This window comes from Pseudomonas sp. m6p (assembly GCF_055760375.1).
In genome coordinates this window covers 1055412-1074144 of the sequence record NZ_CM147084.1, presented here as the reverse complement: position 1 = coordinate 1074144, position 18733 = coordinate 1055412, and the positions used below count along the sequence as shown (strand labels likewise).

Here is an 18733-nt window from a genome sequence, read left to right as displayed (position 1 = left end):
TTTTTGCCGCAGGGTTTGCATTGTCCAGGACGTTTCGTTACTATCCGCGGCGTTAGTACCAAGCTGAAAGTCAATTCCGGTCGAACACATCCCCACGGTCAACCTTCTTCCCAGAAGCCCTTCACCGAAAAAAGCGGGAACGACCCCTCGATGGTTTCCAGGTAAATCTTGCGCCAGCACAGCCTTTGAATGAATGCAAAGGGTGCTGCGAAGACCACTTACTCTGACCGAACCAACCTGCAAATTGATCAGGATCTTCACCCCGGGCCCAGAACCTCTGCCCTCGATGTGTTGCCTGTCCTCCTAAGTACCTACCTGCCAGCCCAAGCGCGCCAACTTATCAGCGCTTCAAACTGGCTGCTTTGTTCCAGTCGGGTTCTTTGTTCGACCAATGGTGGTCGACATTACTGGAACGTTTTAACGTTGCACGGTTCTTATCCGTGTCATTTGTAGGAACACCTAATAACTATGTCTACTCAAATCCAGACTCAGGATGCCATTCGCACCCTAACCAACGCTTTTGCCCCAATGAACTGCCTGATCATGGCCGCTCGCAAAGGCTGCTTCAGCTTCACCGTGGTCAATGAACACGGGATCGCTCGCCACAGCGAGCGTCTGTACCCCGATCAATACTCCAGCGCCGAACCGCTGCAGGCCATTATTGATCGTACGCGTCAGGCGTTGATTGCCTGAGAGCCGAAAAGGCTGCAAAAGCAAAAACCCCGCACACAATGCGGGGTTTTTTATTGCCCGATGTTTCGCTTTTAGCCGCTGGTGCCTAAGCACCATCGGATATAACGCTTTTCGCTCGCTGTCGGAAATATTTTAAAAACAGGCCTTTACGTCGTGAATATGACACTACACTTCAACTCAAGCGGCTTGATCCGCTTCCGGCGAGCCTGAGTCGATCCACCGCTGCCAAGGCCCCTTCAGGTTTCGCCGCCCCATTACAAGAATCGAGGGCATTATGGGTATCGCTGCCAGCGAACTGTGTCGCTACGTGATCCGTCCCACATTGATTTATCTGGGGCGTCACTGCGCAACCGCCGAATCCCTGCTGCTGGGGATCGCCGCCAGCCAGTCCGCCCTCGGCTCCGCCCTGCATGACCGCCGTGGCCACGGCCTCTACCGGATTGCCGAGCATCGCCACCAAGCCCTTTGGGATCACTACCTGGCACTGGATCCGGAGCGCGCGAGCCTTGTTCGCGGTCTCGCCAGCCAGCATGCTTTTCTTAGCGGCCCGCACCTGGAATTGACCGTCAATCTGCGTTACGCCACCGCCATCGCCTGGCTGCTGGTAGAAGAACAACACCCCACCCTCCCCGCCCCGGGCGATCTGCTGGGCATGGCGCGAATCTGGCGTCAGACCTTCCAGCCGCAAGGCCGTCTGCGCGACTTCACCTGCGCCTGGCAAACGTGTGTTTCACCGGTGAATCAGGTCGCGTGTTGACTGGCGAGTTTTGAAAGATCGCTCAACAGGTCGCGAATCTGGTCGGATTGTCCTACAAAACCGCTCTAACTCAAGGCATAGGGACTATAGCGCTGGGACGAAAATGTTGGTAATATTCGCCCCGGTGATCACCAGGAGTTCTAATAATGAAAAAAGTCATGCTCAAAACCACCCTTAGCCTCGCCGTTACCATGGCATCCACCCAGATCTTCGCAGCTGGCTTTGCCATCAACGAACACAGCATTAGCGGAATGGGTACTGGTTACGCTGGGCGATCCTCTTCTGCCGACGACGCAAGCACTGTTTATGGCAACCCTGCCGGCATGTCGCGCCTCACGCGCGAACAAGTCACCGGCGGTGTTGCATTCCTCGATGCCAAGACCGATATCAGCGACGCCAGCTCCAGCCCTAACGGCGGCAGCAACAAAGGCGACATGGTGCCCTTCACCTCAGTACCTATGGGCTTCTACGTCAAACCGATCGACGAGCATTGGGCATTCGGCCTCGGCGTATACGTGCCGTTCGGCCTGATTACCGACTACGAAAAAGGCTTTGCCGGCCGTTACTTCGGCAGCAAATCCGAAGTACAAGTCATTACCTTCCAGCCGACTGTCAGCTACAAGTTCAACGACGTGGTGTCGATCGGTTTCGGTCCGACCATCAACCGCATCGACGGCACGCTGGAATCCAACCTGTCGATCACTCAGGCTGCGCCGGACGGCAAGGTCAAGATCAAGGGTGACGACACCGCACTGGGCTACAACATCGGCGTGCTGGTACAAGCCACTGACACCACTCGTCTGGGTCTGACCTATCACTCGAAAGTCGATTACAAGCTCGAAGGCAACACCAAGGTCAACTACGGCGTATTGGGCGCCGTCGGCCTGGGCGCCCAGCAGAAGTACGACGCTTCGCTGAAGATCACCACCCCTGAATCCGTGGACTTCTCCGTCACTCAGGCGATCAACGATCGTTGGAACGTCTACGCCGGTTCGACCTGGACCCGCTGGAGCCAGTTCAAGAAGATCACCGTTGAAAACTCGGGCGTACAGCCGCTGCTGGCCGGTCAGTTTGGCGAGATCACCGAAGAGCAGAACTGGCACGACTCCTGGGCTTACGCCGTGGGTACTTCGTACCAGCTGAACAAGGAATGGGTATTGCGTACCGGTCTGACCTTCGACCAGTCGCCGACCAACAACGTCGACCGTTCGCCACGCATTCCTACCGGCGACCGCACCATCTTCAGCATCGGTGCCGGCTGGAGCCCGACCGAAGACCTGACCATCGACGTGGCTTACTCGTACCTGAAAGAAGAGTCGATCAAGGTCCACAACCAGAACGATCGTGGCCAGACCTACGACGCCAAGTATGAAAACTCGGCAAACGGTTTCGGCGTCGGCGCTACCTACCGCTTCTGATGCTGCACGGCGAGGCTAACCCCTCGCCCACAGAAAAGCCCCGCTCTCTTTAAAGAAAGCGGGGCTTTTTTGTGCCTGAGATTTACAACCTGTAGGAGCTGTCGAGTGAAACGAGGCTGCGATCTTTTGATCTTGTTTTTTAAGATCAAAAGATCGCAGCGTTCCGCAGCTCCTACAGGGTCATGGTTGCAGTGGTTTTGAGGCGATAGCCTTTTCAACTGCCGCAATAAACTCCGGATCATCCGGCTTGGTAAGGCTGGAGAAATTGGCAATCACCTTGCCCTGCCGATCAATCACATACTTGTAGAAATTCCACTTCGGCGCACTGCTCTGTTCGGCCAGCACCTTGAACAGGTGAGTCGCCTCATCGCCACGAACCTTCTGCGGCTCGGTCATGGTGAACGTCACGCCGTAGTTGGCGTAGCAGACCTTGGCGGTTTCGGCGCTGTCCTTGGACTCCTGCTTGAAGTCATTGGAGGGCACGCCGAGCATTTCCAGGCCTTGCGCCTTGTAATGCTGATTGAGCGCTTCGAGGCCCTCGAACTGCGGGGCGAAGCCACAGAAACTGGCGGTATTGACCACCACCAGCGGCTTGCCGGCGTAGCGCTGGCACAGATCGACGGATTCCTTGGCGCGCAACTTGGGCAACGAACCTTGCAGCGCCTCCGGGCAATCAACGGCCTGGGCCAGTCCGGTCAACGCCATCAGCAACGCGGGTACAGCACACCAGCGCATGAGCATGTCGGGCATCCTTTGAGCAGTCATCAGACTCCCGACGTTACTCGTCATCCAAGCCTACAAGCAAGCGCCCATGCCCAACTGCATCAACGCCAGGCCGCCCTGATGCCAGCCCCACCACACCAGCGCCAGCAACAGCGCGCCGAGTGCGGTAAAGGCGATGCGCGGCCAGGAACGCTTCATACGGCGCCGACCGCCGACTGCAGACGCGCCACCGGACGCTCGCGTACCGGCCAGTTCAGCGCGGCCGCCAGCAGACTCAAGAGAATCGCCACTTGCCAGATCAAGTCATAACTCCCGGTACGGTCATACACCACGCCACCCAGCCAGCCGCCGAGAAACGAGCCAAGCTGATGAAACAGGAACACGATACCGCCAAGCATGGACAGGTTACGCACACCAAACAAGGTCGCCACCGTGCCGTTGGTCAACGGCACCGTCGACAGCCACAGGAAGCCCATGGCCATGCCGAACAGGTACGCCGACGTCGTCGTCACCGGCAGCCACAGGAACAGCACGATCACCACCGCACGCAGCAGATACAACGCCGTCAGCAGACGCGGTTTGGACATGCGCCCGCCGAGCCAGCCAGCAGTGTAAGTGCCGAAGATATTGAACAGACCGATCAGCGCCAGCACCGTGGTGCCGACGGTTGCCGGCAGATGCTGATCAACCAGATAGGCCGGCAGATGCACACCGATGAACACCACCTGAAAGCCGCAGACGAAAAAGCCGAATGCCAACAGCCAGAACCCCGAGTGCGAGCAGGCTTCGCGCAGTGCTTCAGACAAGGACTGCTCATGGCCAAGCACCGGCAGCGGCTTGTCCTTGAGCATGCTCACCAGCGGCACGATCAGCGCCACCAGCAGGCCCAGCACCAGCAATGCCGCCGACCAGCCGAGCCAGCCGATCAAACCCAGTGTGCCCGGCAACATCGCAAATTGACCAAAGGAGCCGGCGGCACTCGCAATACCCATGCCCATGCTGCGCTTTTCCGGCGGCACCGCACGCCCGACCACGCCGAGGATCACCGAAAACGAGGTGCCGGACAGGCCGATACCGATCAATAGACCCGCACTCAGCGACAAGGTCAGCGCCGAATCGGACAGCCCCATGCACACCAGGCCCGCGGCATACAGCACGCCGCCGACCAGCACCACTTTCGCCGCACCGAAACGGTCAGCCAACGCGCCAGTGAACGGCTGCGCCAGACCCCAGATCAGATTCTGCAAGGCAATGGCGAAGGCAAACACCTCGCGCCCCCAGCCGAACTGTGCACTCATCGGCGACAGGAACAGGCCGAAGCCGTGCCGCACGCCCAATGACAACGCCAGAATCAGCGCACTTCCCAGCAACACCCAACCGCACGTACGCCACATCGATGTCATTGTTATTCTCCGTTCGCGGGTATATACCCGCTTAAATCCGGAAAAACCGGCGTTCAGGCCAGTTCGTCCAACAGTCGCAGCAAGGTTTCACGCTTCTCGGCGCCCAGGCGATCGATCAATCGCTGTTGCGCCGCTTCCCAGGCTGGCAGCGCCGCCGCAAGGCGCTGTGCACCGGTTTCGGTGAGCCGGACGATGCGGTTGCGCATGTCCTCGCCCTCGGCCAGCGCCACCAAGCCCTCGCCTTCCAGCACCCGCAGGTTGCGCCCCAGGGTGCTGCGATCCAGGCCCATGGCTTCGGCCAGTTCCGAGATGCTCGGTTGATCCAGACGCTGCAGATTGCACAGCAAAGAATACTGGGCAACGTTGATCCCGAAGCCGTCGAGAGCGCCGTCGTAATGCCTGCTGACGCCACGAGCGGCGCGACGCAGGTTGGTGCACAAACACTGAGAAGGAAGCATGATGCGTGTATATACCCGCGACTGTGTTAAATCAAGTTGCACATGAGTTTATCAATAAGGATTGTGGCGTCTGACACATCCCCATCGCTGGCAAGCCAGCTCCCACAGTTTTTTGCAAGTGTTCAAAAAATCTGCAAACGCCTCAATACTTGTGGGAGCTGGCTTGCCAGCGATGAGGTCCGAACAGGCAACAGACACCTGTCAGACCAACACCACCCCAACCAGCACCGCCATCTCCAGCAATTCCAGCAACGCCCCGGCCGTATCGCCCGTGGTCCCGCCCAACCGCCGCATCATCACCTGCCGCAGCCAGACAAACCCGACGAACGCGACAACCAGCGCAACAATCGCTTTCACCCCGGTAATCAGCAAGCAGGCCAGCGCACTCGCCCCCAGCACCCACCAACCGGCCCTGCGCGGCAAATGATCAGCCAACGCCTGCCCCAGACCTCCCGCGCGCACATAAGGCGTGGTCAGAAACAGCCCCAGCAACGCCGCGCGCCCCAGCAGCGGCACGATGATCAACATCACCGCGTGCCCTTGCTCGACCAGCGCCAGCAACGCGCAAAACTTCAGCAGCAACACCAACACCAGCGTCACCACGGCAATCGGCCCGCTGCGCGGATCCTTCATGATCGTCAGCGTGCGCTCGCGATCACCGAAACCACCAAGCCAGGCATCAGCGCTGTCAGCCAGACCATCCAGATGCAGCGCGCCGCTGAGCAGCACCCACACCGCCAGCAACAGCGCCGCATGCAACAACAACGGCGCGCCGGCCAATACCAGGTTGAATGCCCAGAGGATCACCCCGAACAGCAACCCCACCAGCGGATAAAACAACAGCGAACGCCCGAGCTGTTGCGGCTCCGGCATCCCCGGCAGACGAATCGGCAGGCTGCTGAGAAATTGCAGGGCGATCCACAGTGGCAGCATCTCAGTGACCTTCCTTGAGCGAACCATCGGCCTCGACGCTGAGCGCGAACAGCGAAGCATGCGCGACTTCGACATTGAGCAACTGCTCACGTGGCAAACCTCGCGCCTGCGCCAGCAACAGACGCATCACGCCGCCATGACTGATCAACAAAACGCGTTCACCGGTATAGGCCTGATGCAAACGCGCAACCGCGCCCAGCACGCGCGCCGCAAAATCACTGACCGGCTCACCCTGCGGCGGCGTGAAAGCATACGGATCGGCCCAGAACAACCCCAGCGCCTCGGCATCGGTCTCCATCAGTGCCGCTGCGCTCTGCCCTTCCCAGGCACCGAAATGCAGTTCCTGCAGGTCCTTGTCCAACTGCACCGGCAGATTCAGTTGCTCGCCCAGCTCTGCAGCGAACCGCGCGCAACGCTGCAGCGGCGAACTGATCAAGCGATCCCACGGCCCGCCCGCGATCACCGCCGCACGCATCTGCGCCCAACCCTTTTCCGTGAGCGCATCATCGAGGCTACCGCGCAGCCCACCGCCCAGTTCAGTCTCACCGTGGCGCAGCAGGTCCAGACGCAACGTCATGCCGGACGATCCGCCACCGCCGCTTCGGCGAACGTCGCCATCTGCCCGTGCAGGTCGCAGGCCAGACGCAACAGCGGCACAGCCAACGCCGCCCCGCTGCCCTCGCCCAGACGCAAACCGAGTTCCAGCAGCGGTTCGGCATTGAGGGTTTCCAGCACATGACGATGGCCCGGCTCGGCGCCCCGGTGGCCGAACAGCAGCCACTCGCGGCAGGCTGGATTCAGTCGCACCGCGACCAACGCAGCGACCGTGCAGATAAAGCCGTCGACCAGCACCGCCACGCCTTCCTGCGCACAAGCCAGGTACGCGCCGACCAGTGCGGCGATTTCAAACCCGCCGAGGTTGAACAGGGTTTGCAGCGCATCGCCACGTTGCGCCGCGTGCAGCGCCAGTGCGCGCTCGATCACTTGTGCTTTATGGCTGACGCCCTCGGCATTCAACCCCGTGCCGGGACCGGTCAGGTGCGCCACCGGGCAATCGAGCAAGGCACACGCCAGTGCACTGGCGGCAGTGGTGTTGCCGATGCCCATTTCGCCACCGATGAACAACTGTGCGCCCGCCGCTTTGGCGCGCAGCACGCTGTCACGACCGGCCTGTAAGGCGAGTTCGCCCTGCGCTTGGGTCATCGCCGCGCCTTTGGCGAAATTCGCCGTGCCCGGGCCGATGTTCAGATGACGCACGCCCGGCAGATTCAACGTAGGTGTCACGGTGCCCAGATCGACCACTTCCAGTTGCGCATCGAGCTGGCGCGCCAGCACGCTGATCGCCGCACCGCCGCTGACGAAGTTGAGCAGCATCTGCCCGGTGACCTCCTGCGGGAAGGCGGAAACACCTTCCGCGACCACCCCGTGATCACCAGCAAAAATCGCGATCCAGACCTGCTTGAGGGTCGGCTTGATCTGCCCCTGCAATCCGGCCAGCTGCACCGCCACGCTTTCGAGGCGACCGAGGGAGCCGGCCGGTTTGGTCAGTTGCTGTTGGCGCGCCGCCGCGTGTTCAACGATCTCGGTATTTACGGATTGGCACGGGTTCAACCACCACGCTTGAGTCATAACGCAGGTCCTTTCAGGGTCAGGGGCAGGCCGGCGACAGTCAGGACGACTCGCTGACAACGCTCGGCCAGAGCTTGATGCAGCCAACCGGCTTCATCGACGTAGCGGCGAGTCAATTCGCCCAGCGGCACGACACCCATTCCGGTCTCGTTGCTGACAAAAATGATTTCTCCCGGCAATGACGCCAGGCAGTCCAGCAGAGCTTCACGTTCGGCGGCGAGACGCGCGGCGTCATCGAGCATCAGCAGATTGGTCAGCCACAGGGTCAGGCAGTCCACCAGCAGGCAACGCTCGCCGCCGGCGTTTTCACGCAGGACACGGGCCAGCGCTATGGGTTCTTCGATCAGCGCCCATTCGGCCGGACGCCGGGCGCGGTGATGGGCGACGCGGGCGTTCATTTCACCGTCCAGCGGCTGGCTGGTGGCGATGTAAGTGACCGCCAGCTGGCTGTCGCTGGCGAGTTTTTCCGCGAGGCGACTTTTGCCGGAGCGGGCGCCGCCGAGGATCAGTTGGTGCATGGGGACATCCTGAAAATTAAGTGTTGAGGCAACCGGCCTCTTCGCGGGCAAGCCCGCTCCCACAGTGATCGCAGTGGCTGAAACACCTCACTCCCCTGTGGAGGATGGAGATGTCCTGTCATTTATGTATTGAGGCAACCGGCCCCTTCGCGAGCAGGCTCGCTCCCACATGGGAATGCGTTCCAAAGTGGGAGCGAGCCTGCTCGCGAAGAGGCCGTAACAGCCAGCCTAAATCCCGCAGAGCTGACGCAGCAGCCCGGTATCCAGATGCTGCTCCACCAGATCCGCCAGCCGCTCGATATCGCGCTCGCGCAGACCGTGGTAATCCACCTCCTGCACAGCGCTCAACCCGGCCCAGCGCAGCAACGCGGCACTGGCTTGCGGTGATTCGAACAAGCCATGCAGGTAGGTGCCGAACACCTGCCCGTCCAGACTCTGCGCGCCATCGCAACGACCATCCTCCAGATGCACCGCCGCGTTCTCCAGCGCCGGGCCTACCGTTACCCCGGCATGAATTTCATAGCCACTGACCTCGGCGTTTTCCAGCGCCAGATGCCCACGGACATTGCGCAACTGCTTCTCGGCTTCCAGCGTGGTTTCGAACGCCAGCAAACCGAGGCCGGCACTGGAGCCCGGCGCGCCTTCCAGGCCCAGCGGATCGTGCACCTGCTCACCGAGCATTTGCAGACCGCCGCAGATCCCCAGCAACTTGCCGCCATAGCGCAAGTGCCGATTGATCGCCGCGTCCCAGCCATTGGCACGTAAATAGGCAAGATCGCTGCGCACGCTTTTCGAGCCGGGCAGGATGATCAGATCGGCGGCAGGGATCGCCTGCCCCGGGCCGATGAATTGCAGATCGACCTGCGGATGCAAACGCAGCGGATCGAAGTCGGTGTGATTGCTGATACGCGGCAGCACCGGCACCACCACTTTCAGCACTTGCTCGGCCTTGTCGGTCTGGCGCTGGTCGATGCCGTCCTCAGCCTCCAGATGCAGATCCATCACGTACGGCAGCACACCGATAACCGGTTTGCCGGTGCGCTGTTCCAGCCAGTCGAGGCCCGGTTGCAGCAAGGCGATGTCACCGCGAAAGCGGTTGATGATGAAGCCCTTGACCCGCGCCTGCTCGCTCGGCGACAGCAGCTCCAGCGTGCCGACCAGATGCGCAAACACCCCGCCGCGATTGATGTCGGCGATCAGCAGCACCGGGCAATCCACCGCTTCGGCGAAGCCCATGTTGGCGATGTCCCCGGCACGCAGGTTGATCTCGGCCGGCGAGCCGGCGCCTTCGACCATCACCAGCGGATACGCCGCGCTCAGCCGCTCGTGCGACGCGAGCACCGCTTGCATGGCGATGGCTTTGTAGTCGTGATACGCCACCGCATTCATGCTGGTGACCGCGCGGCCATGGATGATCACCTGCGCGCCGGTGTCGCTGTTGGGCTTGAGCAACACCGGGTTCATGTCGGTATGCGGTTCAAGATGCGCGGCTTGCGCCTGCACCGCTTGCGCCCGGCCGATCTCGCCGCCGTCGGCGGTCACCGCGCTGTTGAGCGCCATGTTCTGCGGTTTGAACGGCACCACCGCCACGCCCTGACGGGTGGCCCAGCGACACAGCGCCGTCACTAGCGTGCTTTTACCGGCGTCGGAGGTGGTGCCTTGCACCATCACGGTGGTCATTTCGATTCCTTGGCAAAGGCTTGCAGCGCCTGTTCGAGGCGCGCTTCTTCAGCGGCGTTGGCCGGCAGGCCAAAACGCAAACTGCTGTTGTGGGTGAAGATGCGCAGAAGGATCCCGCGTCGGGCCATGAACTCGTGTAGCGCTTGCGCGTGCTCGGTGACCAGCCACTGAAACAACGCACAACCACCGTGGGGTTTGAAACCATAGCGCTCCAGCAGCAGCGCCAGACGCTCACTGGCCTCATCGCTGCGAATACGTTGCCGAGTGTGCGCTTCGGTGTCCTGCAAACAGGCCTGACCGAGCACCCGCGTCGGCCCGCTCACCGCCCACGGCCCGACCTGTTCGGCGAGCAACCTGAGCAACTTGCGCTCGGCCAGCACAAACCCCAGACGCACCCCGGCCAGACCGAAAAACTTGCCGAACGAGCGCAAGACGATCAGGCCAACTTGATGGGTGTGCGAGGCCAGGCTCAGCTGCGGCGTGTTATCCATGAACGCTTCATCGACCACCAGCCAGCCGCCGCGCTGGGCCAGCCGCGCATGCCAGTCGAGCAGCCGCGCCGGTGTCAGGCTCAGGCCAGTGGGATTGTTCGGATTGACCACCACCAGCACGTCGAGGCTGTCGAGAAAGAATTCCACTTCCTGCTCCAGCACTTCGCGCACGATATAACCACTGCGACGCCAGGCTTCGGCGTGCTCGGCATAACACGGCGACAACACACCGACCTTGCCGGCGCGGCGCAAACGCGGCAGCAGCTGGATCGCCATTTGCGAACCGGCCACCGGCAGCACCTGCGAAGCACCGTAGTAATCACACGCGGCCTGCTCCAGCCCGTCGTCGGTTTCCGGCAAGCGTGCCCAGGCGCGCAACGGAATCTGCGGCACCGCAAACGGCCACGGCGCAAGCCCGCTGGACAGGTCGAGCCAGTTGGCCTCGGCAATCCCGTAATCGAGTGCAGCCTTGCGCAGCCGGCCACCGTGCTCAAGCATAGAATTCAGCCCCCACGCAGAGAATCAGCAGCCATAACCATACCCCGCGCTGGACCAATTGCCAGCCGCGATCAATCGAATCGGCATCCGCCGGCGCACCTTCGCCCAGTTGCGGACGCTCATGCAGCTCACCGTGATAAATCGCCGGTCCGCCCAGTTCGACGCCTAACGCACCGGCGCCAGCCGCCATTACCGGACCGGCGTTGGGGCTGTCCCATTGCGGGCCCTGGCTGCGCCAGCATTTCCAGGCGAGCCGGGTGTTGCCCAGCAGTGCGTAGGTCAGCGCCACCAGTCGGGCCGGAATGTAGTTGAGCACGTCGTCGATTTTTGCCGCGCACCAGCCGAAGCGCTCGAAGCGTTCGTTGCGATAGCCCCACATCGCGTCGAGCGTATTGCTCAGGCGATAGAGCACCACCCCCGGCGCACCGGCCACGACAAACCAGAACAGCGCGGCGAACACCGCGTCACTGCCGTTTTCCAGCACCGATTCAGTGGCGGCGCGGGCGACGGCGGTGCTGTCCAGTTCGCTGGTCTGACGGCTGACCAGATAACCGACGCGTTTGCGTGCTTCTTCCAGATCATCGGCGCGCAAGGCGGCAGCTACCGGCGCGACATGCTCACCGAGGCTGCGCATGCCGAGGGCGCAATACAGCGCCAGAATCTCGACGATCCAGCCGACGTACGGCGCCCAGGAAAACGCGGTCGCGAGCAAGGTCAGCGGCAGCACCGCGATCACCCACGCGGTGACCCCGTGACTGCGCCAGCCACGTCCGCCCGCATTGAAACGGCGCTCGACGCGCCCGGCAAAATTGCCGAACGCCACCAGCGGATGCCAGCGTTTCGGTTCACCCAGCAGCGCATCCAGCGCGACTGCGGCGACACTCAACAACGCCACACTCATTGACTCACTCCCCAATAATTTTCGTACAGCAACTCATTGAGCGGCCGCGCCTGCGCCCACCCTTCGAGTACCAGCATCGGCGCCGGATAGAATGCCTTGACCGGCCCCAGGCACAACACCGCCAATGGCTTGGCCCCGGCCGGCAGCTGCAGCAGATCGGCCAGCGCCTGCGGTTCGAACAGCGACACCCAGCCCATGCCCAGCCCCTCGGCACGGGACGCCAGCCACAGATTCTGAATCGCGCAGGACAGCGAGGCCATGTCCATTTCCGGCAGCGTACGACGGCCGAAAATGTGCTTTTCGCGATCATCCATCAGCGCCGCGACCAGCACTTCGGCGCAGTCGTTGATGCCTTCAACCTTGAGCTTCATGAACTCGTCACTGCGCTCGCCGAGGGCTTCGGCGGTACGCACGCGCTCTTCTTCGACGAGGTTCTGGATCTGCCCGCGCAGGGCGCGATCGCTGATGCGGATGAAGCGCCATGGCTGCATCAGACCGACGCTGGGCGCCTGATGCGCGGCTTCGAGCAGACGGCGCAGCAGCTCCGGCTCGACCGTGCCGCCGGTGAAGTGGCGCATGTCGCGGCGTTCGGCGATGGCTCGGTAGACGGCTGCGCGTTCGGCCTCGGAATAGGCGTTGTCGGTCATGGCCCCATCGCTGGCAAGCCAGCTCCCACAGGGGATCGCGTTTCTTCAGGCATGACACCGGCCACTGTGGGAGCTGGCTTGCCAGCGATGGCGGCCTTGAGATCTGGCGCAAACAATGCGGCAATCGCAGTCGGGTTCGACGGAAAGTAAAAATGCACGTACGACGCCGTCATCCGCCCCTCCCGATAAACCGCCTCCGCCCCGCGCCCGCCATTCGGGCTGATGCCCCGGGCAATCGGCGTCAGCTCGGTGCTGGTCAGGGAATGGTGATAGGTGTGCCCACGCAGCGAGCCCTCCGGCAAATCCACCGCTTGCAGTGCCAGTGCCGCCAGACGTTTTTGCATCACTGCCTCACCGCGCAGCAGCCCGACCAGTTCGGCGCGGGTGCCTTCGACATCGGTCAACGCGTCGAGCAGATAGAGCATGCCGCCGCACTCGGCAAGCAGTGGTTTGCCGGCGGCGTGGTGCGCGCGAATCGCATCCAGCATCGCGGTGTTTCGCGCCAGCGAGACATGGTGCAATTCCGGGTAACCACCGGGCAAATACAGACTGTCGGCGTCGGGCAATTGGGTATCGCGGATCGGCGAAAAGAAACTCAACTCGGCGCCCATCGCCCGCAGCAGATCGAGGCTGGCACCGTAGGTGAAGGCAAAGGCTTCGTCACGAGCGACGGCAATGCGCACGCCGTCGAGCAGCGGCTCAGCAGGGATCACTTCAGGCGCGGCGAACTCCACGGCCGGTGGCAGCGCTACCTCGCAACTGCTGGCCAACGCTTGGGCGGCCGCGTCGAGACGCAGGTCCAGATCATTCAGTTCGCTGGCTTGCACCAGACCGAGATGGCGGCTCGGCAACTCGATCCCGGTTTCCCGCGACAGCGCGCCGTACCAACGCAGACCTTCGGTGAGGCTGCCTTCGAGCAATTGCGCATGACGCAAAGTGCCGACGCGGTTGGCCAGCACCCCGGCAAACGGCAGGTCCGGCTGATAGCGCGCCAACCCCAGCGCCAGTGCACCAAAGGTCTGGGCCATGGCGGTGCCATCGATCACACCAAGCACCGGCACGCCGAAATGCCGCGCCAGATCAGCACTGGACGGCGTGCCGTCGAACAGGCCCATCACGCCTTCGATCAGGATCAGATCGGCTTCGGCGGCGGCTTCCCACAACAGGCGGCGGCTTTCCTGCTCGCCGACCATCCACATGTCCATTTGATACACCGGCGCACCGCTGGCGCGCTCGAGAATCATCGGGTCGAGGAAGTCCGGGCCGCACTTGAACACGCGCACCTTGCGCCCCTGATTGCGATGCAAGCGAGCGAGCGCGGCGGTGACGGTGGTCTTGCCCTGACCGGAGGCCGGGGCGGCAATCAGCACCGCCGGGCAGTGACGTGGTTGATTCAAAGTTCGACGCCTTTCTGCGCTTTGATGCCGGCCTGGAAGGCGTGCTTGAGCATACCCATTTCGGTGACGGTGTCGCCCATCTCGATCATTTCCGGTTTGGCCGCGCGGCCGGTGACGATCACGTGCTGCATCGGCGGACGCGCCTGCAGGTCGCTGAGCACTCGATCCAGATCGAGGTAGCCGTGTTTCAGGGCAATGTTCAGTTCATCCAGCACCACCAGGCCGATCGACGGATCGCGCAGCAGCTCGCGGGACACTGCCCACGCAGCTTCGGCGGCGGCGATGTCACGCTGGCGGTCCTGGGTTTCCCAGGTGAAACCCTCGCCCATTACGTGAAAACGCACTTGCTCGGGGAAGCGGCGGAAAAACAGTTCTTCGCCAGTGCTGTTGCGGCCCTTGATGAACTGCACCACACCGCACTGCATGCCGTGGCCCATGGCACGGGCAAGCATGCCGAACGCCGAGCTGCTTTTGCCTTTGCCATTGCCGGTCAACACCAGCACCAGGCCGCACTCGTCGGGCGAATTGGCGATGCGTTCGTCGATCACGGCTTTTTTGCGCTGCATACGCGCCAGATGGCGTTCGTCGCGCTCGGGGGAATCGGTCATGGGGGAGCTCTCCGTTGAGGCTGGATAACGGCGGGCAGGCACAAGAACAGACGGCAAAAAGCCTGGCATCGCCCACCGTGATGCCGCTGGATGGATCAGGCCGGTCTCCGGGCTCATGAGCGGCGAATCGCCTGACTGCGCGCCTTCCCGCGTCGGTCGACACAGTGGCTCAATGCGCAGTTTTCACTCATTTACCGTTGCGGGGGCAGCGCCGGGATCGTGATCGTCTTTCACCTGAAGACAACCCTCACCGGCTTCCCTGTTTCACTCTGTCGACACGCGTCACAGAGCACCTGAAACAAGCCGCGAAGGTTAGAGGGTTGGGGATGGAGCGTCAATTAAAGAGGGGGCCGTCGGGCGAATAACTGCCGCCGATCAATTATCTGACGCCAATCTTGTGCCACACTGAGACAAGTGATATCAAAGAGCCATGCTTTTGATTGAAAAAGCACACCACAACAATAAGGATGATGACGATGCAAGGCATGATCATCAGCAACCCGCGCCTGGAATTCCTGCGCCCGGTGCTTGAACGCTGGTTTGACTGTATTGACCGTTACAACGCGGTACGCGGTGACAACGACACACCCTACTGGCATGACGAGAAAGCCAATCTCGGCTTGCTCTCCGCTGCGGCATGGATGGCCGAGTTGGTTACCCTCTGCGATACCACCACCCGCAAGCAGAACGAGGACGGCGAGCGCAATGCCCGCGCCGACCTGTTCATCGCCGGGGCCGAAGACCGCGCCTACCTTCAGGCCACCCAGCGCTGGCCGCGGGTCAACAACCTCAACCTGACTCAGGCCCTGCTGGACATCACCAGCGATGCCAAACGCATCAGCTTCGCCAGTGACCTCAAACTCGGCTGTCTGTTCGTCGCCCCGCAGAAGGCCCAGCACAGTGCCAGCCCCGAAGAACTGCAGGACATGGTCGACGACCTGCAAAAGGAACACTGCTGCGCCGTGGCCTGGTATTTCCCCTACGCCTACCGCAAGTTGCGCAGCGAAGCGGGCAACTATCATCCGGGCATCGCCGTGCTGTTCAAAGAGGCCCGCGGTTGAGCGGTTGAACCATCGGGTGCGCAAGCTCCTCTATGATTAAGCATGCATTCATAGGGAAGATCAGCAATGCGCAAAACCCGACTCGCTCTCGTCATCGCTCTCGCCGGAGGGCTCGCCGCCTGCGGTGAATCCTCCAGCCTGCAGGTTTCCGACGGCACCGGTCCGTCACCGAAACTGCCTGAACCGAACAAAACCCTGATCCCGACGGTGAACATCGCCCCAGCGGTCGGCTGGCCTGCAGGTGGCAAACCGACCGCCGCAGCCGGTACGCAAGTGGCTGCATTTGCCGAAGGCCTCGATCACCCACGCTGGCTCTACGTGCTGCCCAACGGTGACGTATTGGTGGCGGAAACCAACGCGCCGCCCAAGCCGGATGACAGCAGTGGTATTCGCGGCTGGGTGATGAAGAAAGTCATGGGCAAAGCCGGTGCCGGCGTGCCAAGCCCGAACCGCATCACCTTGTTGCGCGACGCCGATCACGACGGCGTGGCCGAGACCCGCACGGTGTTTCTTCAAAATCTCAATTCGCCGTTTGGCATGACCCTGGTCGGTAACGATTTGTACGTCGCTGACACCGATCGCCTGCTGCGCTTTCACTACGAATTCGGCGCGACCGAGATCAAGACCCAGCCGATCAAAGTCACCGATCTGCCTGGCGGTACGCTGAACCATCACTGGACCAAGAACGTCATCGCCAGCAAGGACGGCAGCAAGCTGTATGTCACCGTCGGCTCGAACAGCAACGTCGGCGAGAATGGTCTGGATAAAGAGGAAGGTCGCGCCGCGATCTGGGAAGTGGATCGCGCCACCGGCAATCACCGGATCTTCGCCTCGGGCATTCGTAACCCCAACGGTCTGGCGTGGGAACCCACCACAGGCGCGCTGTGGACAGCAGTCAACGAACGTGACGAAATCGGCAGCGACCTGGTGCCGGACTACATCACCTCGGTCAAGGACGGTGGCTTCTATGGCTGGCCTTTCAGCTATTACGGCCAGCACGTGGATGTGCGGGTGAAGCCGCAGAATCTGGATCTGGTGGCCAAGGCCATCGCTCCGGACTACGCCGTCGGCCCGCACACTGCCTCGCTGGGCCTGACCTTCGCCGAAGGCAACAGCCTGCCGGCGCAGTTCAAGGAAGGCGCGTTCATCGGTCAACACGGCTCGTGGAACCGCAAACCGCACAGTGGCTATAAGGTGATTTTCGTACCATTCGCCGCCGGCAAGCCGAACGGAGCACCGGTGGATGTGCTGACCGGTTTCCTCGACAAGGACGAGAACGCTTTGGGCCGCCCGGTAGGCGTGGCAATCGACCAGCAAGGTGGTTTGCTGGTGGCGGATGATGTGGGGAACAAGGTTTGGCGGGTTTCGTCCGCCAAGTAACTTTTGCCTGACCTGAAACAACTGTGGGAGCGAGCCTGCTCGCGAATGCGTAGTGTCAGCCTCCATTGGGTTGACTGATACACCGCTTTCGCGAGCAGGCTCGCTCCCACATTGGAATGGCTGCTATTTTTACTACGGGTTATGCGCCAGATGCTCCGGCTGCAACACCCGCTTGGCACTCAGATACGCCTTCTGCCAATACGCCTTCGACAGGCTGTCCAGCTTCACTGTGCCGCCGGTTGCTGGCGCATGCACGAAGCGACCTTCCCCCACGTAGATCCCCGCATGGCTGACCTGAGAGCCGCCGTTGGTGGCGAAGAAGATCAGGTCGCCGGTCTGCAACCCTTCCTTGCCCACATTCGGCGCCTGCATCACGATCATCTCGCGGGTGGAGCGCGGCAGGGAGATGCCGGCGGCATCGCGGTAGACGAAACCTATCAGACCGCTGCAATCAAACCCGGAGTCTGGCGTGTTGCCGCCCCAGCGATAGGGCGTGCCAACCAGGCCCAGCGCGCGAAACAGCACGTCTTCAGCAGCGGGCGAAAAAGCTTGGGAGGGCCCGAACACCACCGGAGCGCGTACCACGGGCGCAGGCGGCGGGGTGCGGCTGGCGCAGGCGCTGAGCAGCGCTGCGAAGAAAATCAATGTGAGGCGGGCCGACATCGTCATAAGCAGAACATCCTGATCTGGCTGCGGCTTTCTCTGCCGAATGGACAGAAACAAAACCGCCTGCGGAGCACGCAGGCGGTTTGCCATCAATATAGATACAGGATTCTAGCGGCTACGCGGCAAACTTCAAGTAAGACTTTAACTTCACCTTGTAAAGTCTAGGTCTACTCCCTTGCCGGGCACCGTTCTTGTCGCCACGGACGTGGCGACAACGGGGGAATTACTTGCGAGCGGTGACCACGGTCGGAGCCATCGCGAGCGCGCGTTTGGCTTCGATGAAGGTCTTGCTCCAGTAGCTGTCACCCAGGCTGTCGATGCGAACACCGCCGCTGCGACGACTGCTGGAGTGGATGAACTGATTGTCACCCAGGTAGATCCCGGCGTGGCTTACACGACCGCGACGACCGTTGGTGGCGAAGAACAGCAGATCGCCCGGCTCAAGGTTGCCGCGCGAGACCAGAGGCGCATCCACGTTGATCATTTCACGGGTGGAGCGCGGCAGATTCATGCCGGCCTCTTCGCGGAACAGGTAACCGATGAAACCGCTGCAGTCGAAACCGGCTTCAGAGGTGCCGCCGAAACGGTAACGGGTACCGATCAGGGACATGCCGCGTTCAAGGATACTGTCGGCCAGAACCGGGAGCTCGTACGGCTTCTTGTTGAAGTCCGAGAGTTCTTTTTCGGTGTCCAGCTCTTCCTGGTAAGTAACGGAAGACTGGGCAGTGGCAGAATTTTTAACCTGCTGAGGCTGCTCTTGAACTGGAGAATGAGCAGCGCAACCGAACAACAGGGTGACGAGTGCGAGAGGCACGAGGGGTGCGAAGCGATTTAGCATGGGCACGACCGTGGCTGAAGTTGTAAAGAAGCCG

At 61.7% G+C, this 18733-nt stretch carries 21 protein-coding genes and 1 riboswitch; of the genes, 5 read left to right on the top strand and 16 right to left on the bottom strand.

Annotated features, from left to right (window positions below; translation table 11 throughout):
• Nucleotides 1-468: 468 nt before the first annotated feature.
• From ACYZUM_RS05075 to ACYZUM_RS05065, 3 genes are all read left to right on the top strand, one after another.
• Complete coding sequence (locus ACYZUM_RS05075) at nucleotides 469-693, top strand: hypothetical protein (RefSeq protein ID WP_007962908.1); 225 nt, start codon at nucleotides 469-471, stop codon at nucleotides 691-693.
• Nucleotides 694-967: 274 nt separating this feature from the next.
• Nucleotides 968-1450 (top strand): hypothetical protein, encoded by a 483-nt coding sequence (locus tag ACYZUM_RS05070; protein ID WP_108182096.1) that lies wholly within the window; start codon nucleotides 968-970, stop codon nucleotides 1448-1450.
• A 146-nt stretch (nucleotides 1451-1596) separates the two neighbouring features.
• Nucleotides 1597-2868 (top strand): outer membrane protein transport protein, encoded by a 1272-nt coding sequence (locus ACYZUM_RS05065; RefSeq protein ID WP_142580144.1) that lies wholly within the window; start codon nucleotides 1597-1599, stop codon nucleotides 2866-2868.
• 180 nt (nucleotides 2869-3048) lie between these two features.
• Here ACYZUM_RS05065 and ACYZUM_RS05060 read toward each other — a convergent pair whose 3' ends face one another.
• The 14 genes from ACYZUM_RS05060 to cobO form a co-directional block, all read right to left on the bottom strand.
• On the bottom strand, nucleotides 3049-3609 hold the full coding sequence (locus tag ACYZUM_RS05060) for a glutathione peroxidase (protein ID WP_108182094.1): 561 nt from the start codon (nucleotides 3607-3609) through the stop codon (nucleotides 3049-3051).
• A 54-nt stretch (nucleotides 3610-3663) separates the two neighbouring features.
• Nucleotides 3664-3789, bottom strand: a complete 126-nt coding sequence (locus ACYZUM_RS05055) for a hypothetical protein (RefSeq protein WP_256198942.1) — start codon at nucleotides 3787-3789, stop codon at nucleotides 3664-3666.
• Nucleotides 3786-4994: an MFS transporter gene (locus ACYZUM_RS05050; protein ID WP_108182093.1), complete on the bottom strand. Its 1209-nt coding sequence runs from the start codon at nucleotides 4992-4994 to the stop codon at nucleotides 3786-3788. The genes ACYZUM_RS05055 and ACYZUM_RS05050 overlap by 4 nt, the downstream gene beginning before the upstream one ends.
• A gap of 53 nt (nucleotides 4995-5047) precedes the next feature.
• Nucleotides 5048-5452, bottom strand: coding sequence for a MarR family winged helix-turn-helix transcriptional regulator (locus tag ACYZUM_RS05045; protein ID WP_007950413.1), 405 nt, complete (start codon nucleotides 5450-5452; stop codon nucleotides 5048-5050).
• A 201-nt stretch (nucleotides 5453-5653) separates the two neighbouring features.
• Complete coding sequence (locus tag ACYZUM_RS05040; protein WP_108182092.1) at nucleotides 5654-6385, bottom strand: adenosylcobinamide-GDP ribazoletransferase; 732 nt, start codon at nucleotides 6383-6385, stop codon at nucleotides 5654-5656.
• A gap of 1 nt (nucleotide 6386) precedes the next feature.
• Complete coding sequence (gene cobC / locus ACYZUM_RS05035) at nucleotides 6387-6962, bottom strand: alpha-ribazole phosphatase family protein (protein ID WP_108182091.1); 576 nt, start codon at nucleotides 6960-6962, stop codon at nucleotides 6387-6389.
• Nucleotides 6959-8014: a nicotinate-nucleotide--dimethylbenzimidazole phosphoribosyltransferase gene (gene cobT / locus ACYZUM_RS05030; RefSeq protein ID WP_108182090.1), complete on the bottom strand. Its 1056-nt coding sequence runs from the start codon at nucleotides 8012-8014 to the stop codon at nucleotides 6959-6961. Before cobT ends, cobC begins: the two co-directional genes overlap by 4 nt.
• On the bottom strand, nucleotides 8011-8532 hold the full coding sequence (gene cobU, locus ACYZUM_RS05025) for a bifunctional adenosylcobinamide kinase/adenosylcobinamide-phosphate guanylyltransferase (RefSeq protein WP_108182089.1): 522 nt from the start codon (nucleotides 8530-8532) through the stop codon (nucleotides 8011-8013). Before cobU ends, cobT begins: the two co-directional genes overlap by 4 nt.
• Nucleotides 8533-8760: 228 nt before the next feature.
• On the bottom strand, nucleotides 8761-10212 hold the full coding sequence (locus ACYZUM_RS05020; protein WP_108182088.1) for a cobyric acid synthase: 1452 nt from the start codon (nucleotides 10210-10212) through the stop codon (nucleotides 8761-8763).
• Entirely contained in the window at nucleotides 10209-11201 is a 993-nt protein-coding gene (gene cobD, locus ACYZUM_RS05015) for a threonine-phosphate decarboxylase CobD (protein WP_108182087.1), read from the bottom strand. Before cobD ends, ACYZUM_RS05020 begins: the two co-directional genes overlap by 4 nt.
• Nucleotides 11194-12102 (bottom strand): adenosylcobinamide-phosphate synthase CbiB, encoded by a 909-nt coding sequence (gene cbiB, locus ACYZUM_RS05010; RefSeq protein ID WP_108182086.1) that lies wholly within the window; start codon nucleotides 12100-12102, stop codon nucleotides 11194-11196. Before cbiB ends, cobD begins: the two co-directional genes overlap by 8 nt.
• Nucleotides 12099-12749, bottom strand: a complete 651-nt coding sequence (gene bluB, locus ACYZUM_RS05005; protein ID WP_086794931.1) for a 5,6-dimethylbenzimidazole synthase — start codon at nucleotides 12747-12749, stop codon at nucleotides 12099-12101. Before bluB ends, cbiB begins: the two co-directional genes overlap by 4 nt.
• Nucleotides 12746-14146, bottom strand: coding sequence for a cobyrinate a,c-diamide synthase (locus ACYZUM_RS05000; protein ID WP_108182085.1), 1401 nt, complete (start codon nucleotides 14144-14146; stop codon nucleotides 12746-12748). The genes bluB and ACYZUM_RS05000 overlap by 4 nt, the downstream gene beginning before the upstream one ends.
• Nucleotides 14143-14754 (bottom strand): cob(I)yrinic acid a,c-diamide adenosyltransferase, encoded by a 612-nt coding sequence (gene cobO, locus ACYZUM_RS04995; protein ID WP_041074346.1) that lies wholly within the window; start codon nucleotides 14752-14754, stop codon nucleotides 14143-14145. The genes ACYZUM_RS05000 and cobO overlap by 4 nt, the downstream gene beginning before the upstream one ends.
• Nucleotides 14755-14835: 81 nt before the next feature.
• Nucleotides 14836-15066, bottom strand: a riboswitch (cobalamin riboswitch).
• Between the two features lie 164 nt (nucleotides 15067-15230).
• Between cobO and ACYZUM_RS04990 the strand changes: the two genes are divergently transcribed.
• The gene (locus ACYZUM_RS04990) at nucleotides 15231-15815 is read left to right on the top strand and encodes a hypothetical protein (protein ID WP_041074348.1); all 585 of its coding nucleotides are present in this window, start codon (nucleotides 15231-15233) and stop codon (nucleotides 15813-15815) included.
• A gap of 66 nt (nucleotides 15816-15881) precedes the next feature.
• Nucleotides 15882-17195, top strand: coding sequence for a PQQ-dependent sugar dehydrogenase (locus tag ACYZUM_RS04985; protein ID WP_108182084.1), 1314 nt, complete (start codon nucleotides 15882-15884; stop codon nucleotides 17193-17195).
• Between the two features lie 132 nt (nucleotides 17196-17327).
• On the opposite strand, the gene ACYZUM_RS04980 is transcribed toward ACYZUM_RS04985, so the two are convergent.
• Both ACYZUM_RS04980 and ACYZUM_RS04975 read right to left on the bottom strand, forming a co-directional pair.
• Nucleotides 17328-17864 (bottom strand): C40 family peptidase, encoded by a 537-nt coding sequence (locus ACYZUM_RS04980; RefSeq protein WP_034156233.1) that lies wholly within the window; start codon nucleotides 17862-17864, stop codon nucleotides 17328-17330.
• A 220-nt stretch (nucleotides 17865-18084) separates the two neighbouring features.
• A complete protein-coding gene (locus tag ACYZUM_RS04975) occupies nucleotides 18085-18699 on the bottom strand; it encodes a C40 family peptidase (protein WP_108182083.1) in 615 nt (204 codons plus the stop codon).
• Between the last annotated feature and the right edge of the window lie 34 nt (nucleotides 18700-18733).

Excerpts from the sequence above, each read along its gene's own strand:
- ACYZUM_RS05050 (WP_108182093.1), bottom strand. The coding sequence starts at position 4,994 with ATGACATCGATGTGGCGTACGTGCGGTTGGGTGTTGCTGGGAAGTGCG.
- ACYZUM_RS05045 (WP_007950413.1), bottom strand. The coding sequence starts at position 5,452 with ATGCTTCCTTCTCAGTGTTTGTGCACCAACCTGCGTCGCGCCGCTCGT.
- ACYZUM_RS04980 (WP_034156233.1), bottom strand. The coding sequence starts at position 17,864 with ATGACGATGTCGGCCCGCCTCACATTGATTTTCTTCGCAGCGCTGCTC.
- ACYZUM_RS05065 (WP_142580144.1), top strand. The coding sequence starts at position 1,597 with ATGAAAAAAGTCATGCTCAAAACCACCCTTAGCCTCGCCGTTACCATG.
- cbiB (WP_108182086.1), bottom strand. The coding sequence starts at position 12,102 with ATGAGTGTGGCGTTGTTGAGTGTCGCCGCAGTCGCGCTGGATGCGCTG.
- ACYZUM_RS04990 (WP_041074348.1), top strand. The coding sequence starts at position 15,231 with ATGCAAGGCATGATCATCAGCAACCCGCGCCTGGAATTCCTGCGCCCG.
- ACYZUM_RS05020 (WP_108182088.1), bottom strand. The coding sequence starts at position 10,212 with ATGACCACCGTGATGGTGCAAGGCACCACCTCCGACGCCGGTAAAAGC.
- ACYZUM_RS04985 (WP_108182084.1), top strand. The coding sequence starts at position 15,882 with ATGCGCAAAACCCGACTCGCTCTCGTCATCGCTCTCGCCGGAGGGCTC.
- ACYZUM_RS05075 (WP_007962908.1), top strand. The coding sequence starts at position 469 with ATGTCTACTCAAATCCAGACTCAGGATGCCATTCGCACCCTAACCAAC.
- ACYZUM_RS05070 (WP_108182096.1), top strand. The coding sequence starts at position 968 with ATGGGTATCGCTGCCAGCGAACTGTGTCGCTACGTGATCCGTCCCACA.
- bluB (WP_086794931.1), bottom strand. The coding sequence starts at position 12,749 with ATGACCGACAACGCCTATTCCGAGGCCGAACGCGCAGCCGTCTACCGA.
- cobD (WP_108182087.1), bottom strand. The coding sequence starts at position 11,201 with ATGCTTGAGCACGGTGGCCGGCTGCGCAAGGCTGCACTCGATTACGGG.
- cobT (WP_108182090.1), bottom strand. The coding sequence starts at position 8,014 with ATGACTCAAGCGTGGTGGTTGAACCCGTGCCAATCCGTAAATACCGAG.
- cobU (WP_108182089.1), bottom strand. The coding sequence starts at position 8,532 with ATGCACCAACTGATCCTCGGCGGCGCCCGCTCCGGCAAAAGTCGCCTC.
- ACYZUM_RS05040 (WP_108182092.1), bottom strand. The coding sequence starts at position 6,385 with ATGCTGCCACTGTGGATCGCCCTGCAATTTCTCAGCAGCCTGCCGATT.
- cobC (WP_108182091.1), bottom strand. The coding sequence starts at position 6,962 with ATGACGTTGCGTCTGGACCTGCTGCGCCACGGTGAGACTGAACTGGGC.
- ACYZUM_RS05060 (WP_108182094.1), bottom strand. The coding sequence starts at position 3,609 with ATGCTCATGCGCTGGTGTGCTGTACCCGCGTTGCTGATGGCGTTGACC.
- ACYZUM_RS05055 (WP_256198942.1), bottom strand. The coding sequence starts at position 3,789 with ATGAAGCGTTCCTGGCCGCGCATCGCCTTTACCGCACTCGGCGCGCTG.
- cobO (WP_041074346.1), bottom strand. The coding sequence starts at position 14,754 with ATGACCGATTCCCCCGAGCGCGACGAACGCCATCTGGCGCGTATGCAG.
- ACYZUM_RS04975 (WP_108182083.1), bottom strand. The coding sequence starts at position 18,699 with ATGCTAAATCGCTTCGCACCCCTCGTGCCTCTCGCACTCGTCACCCTG.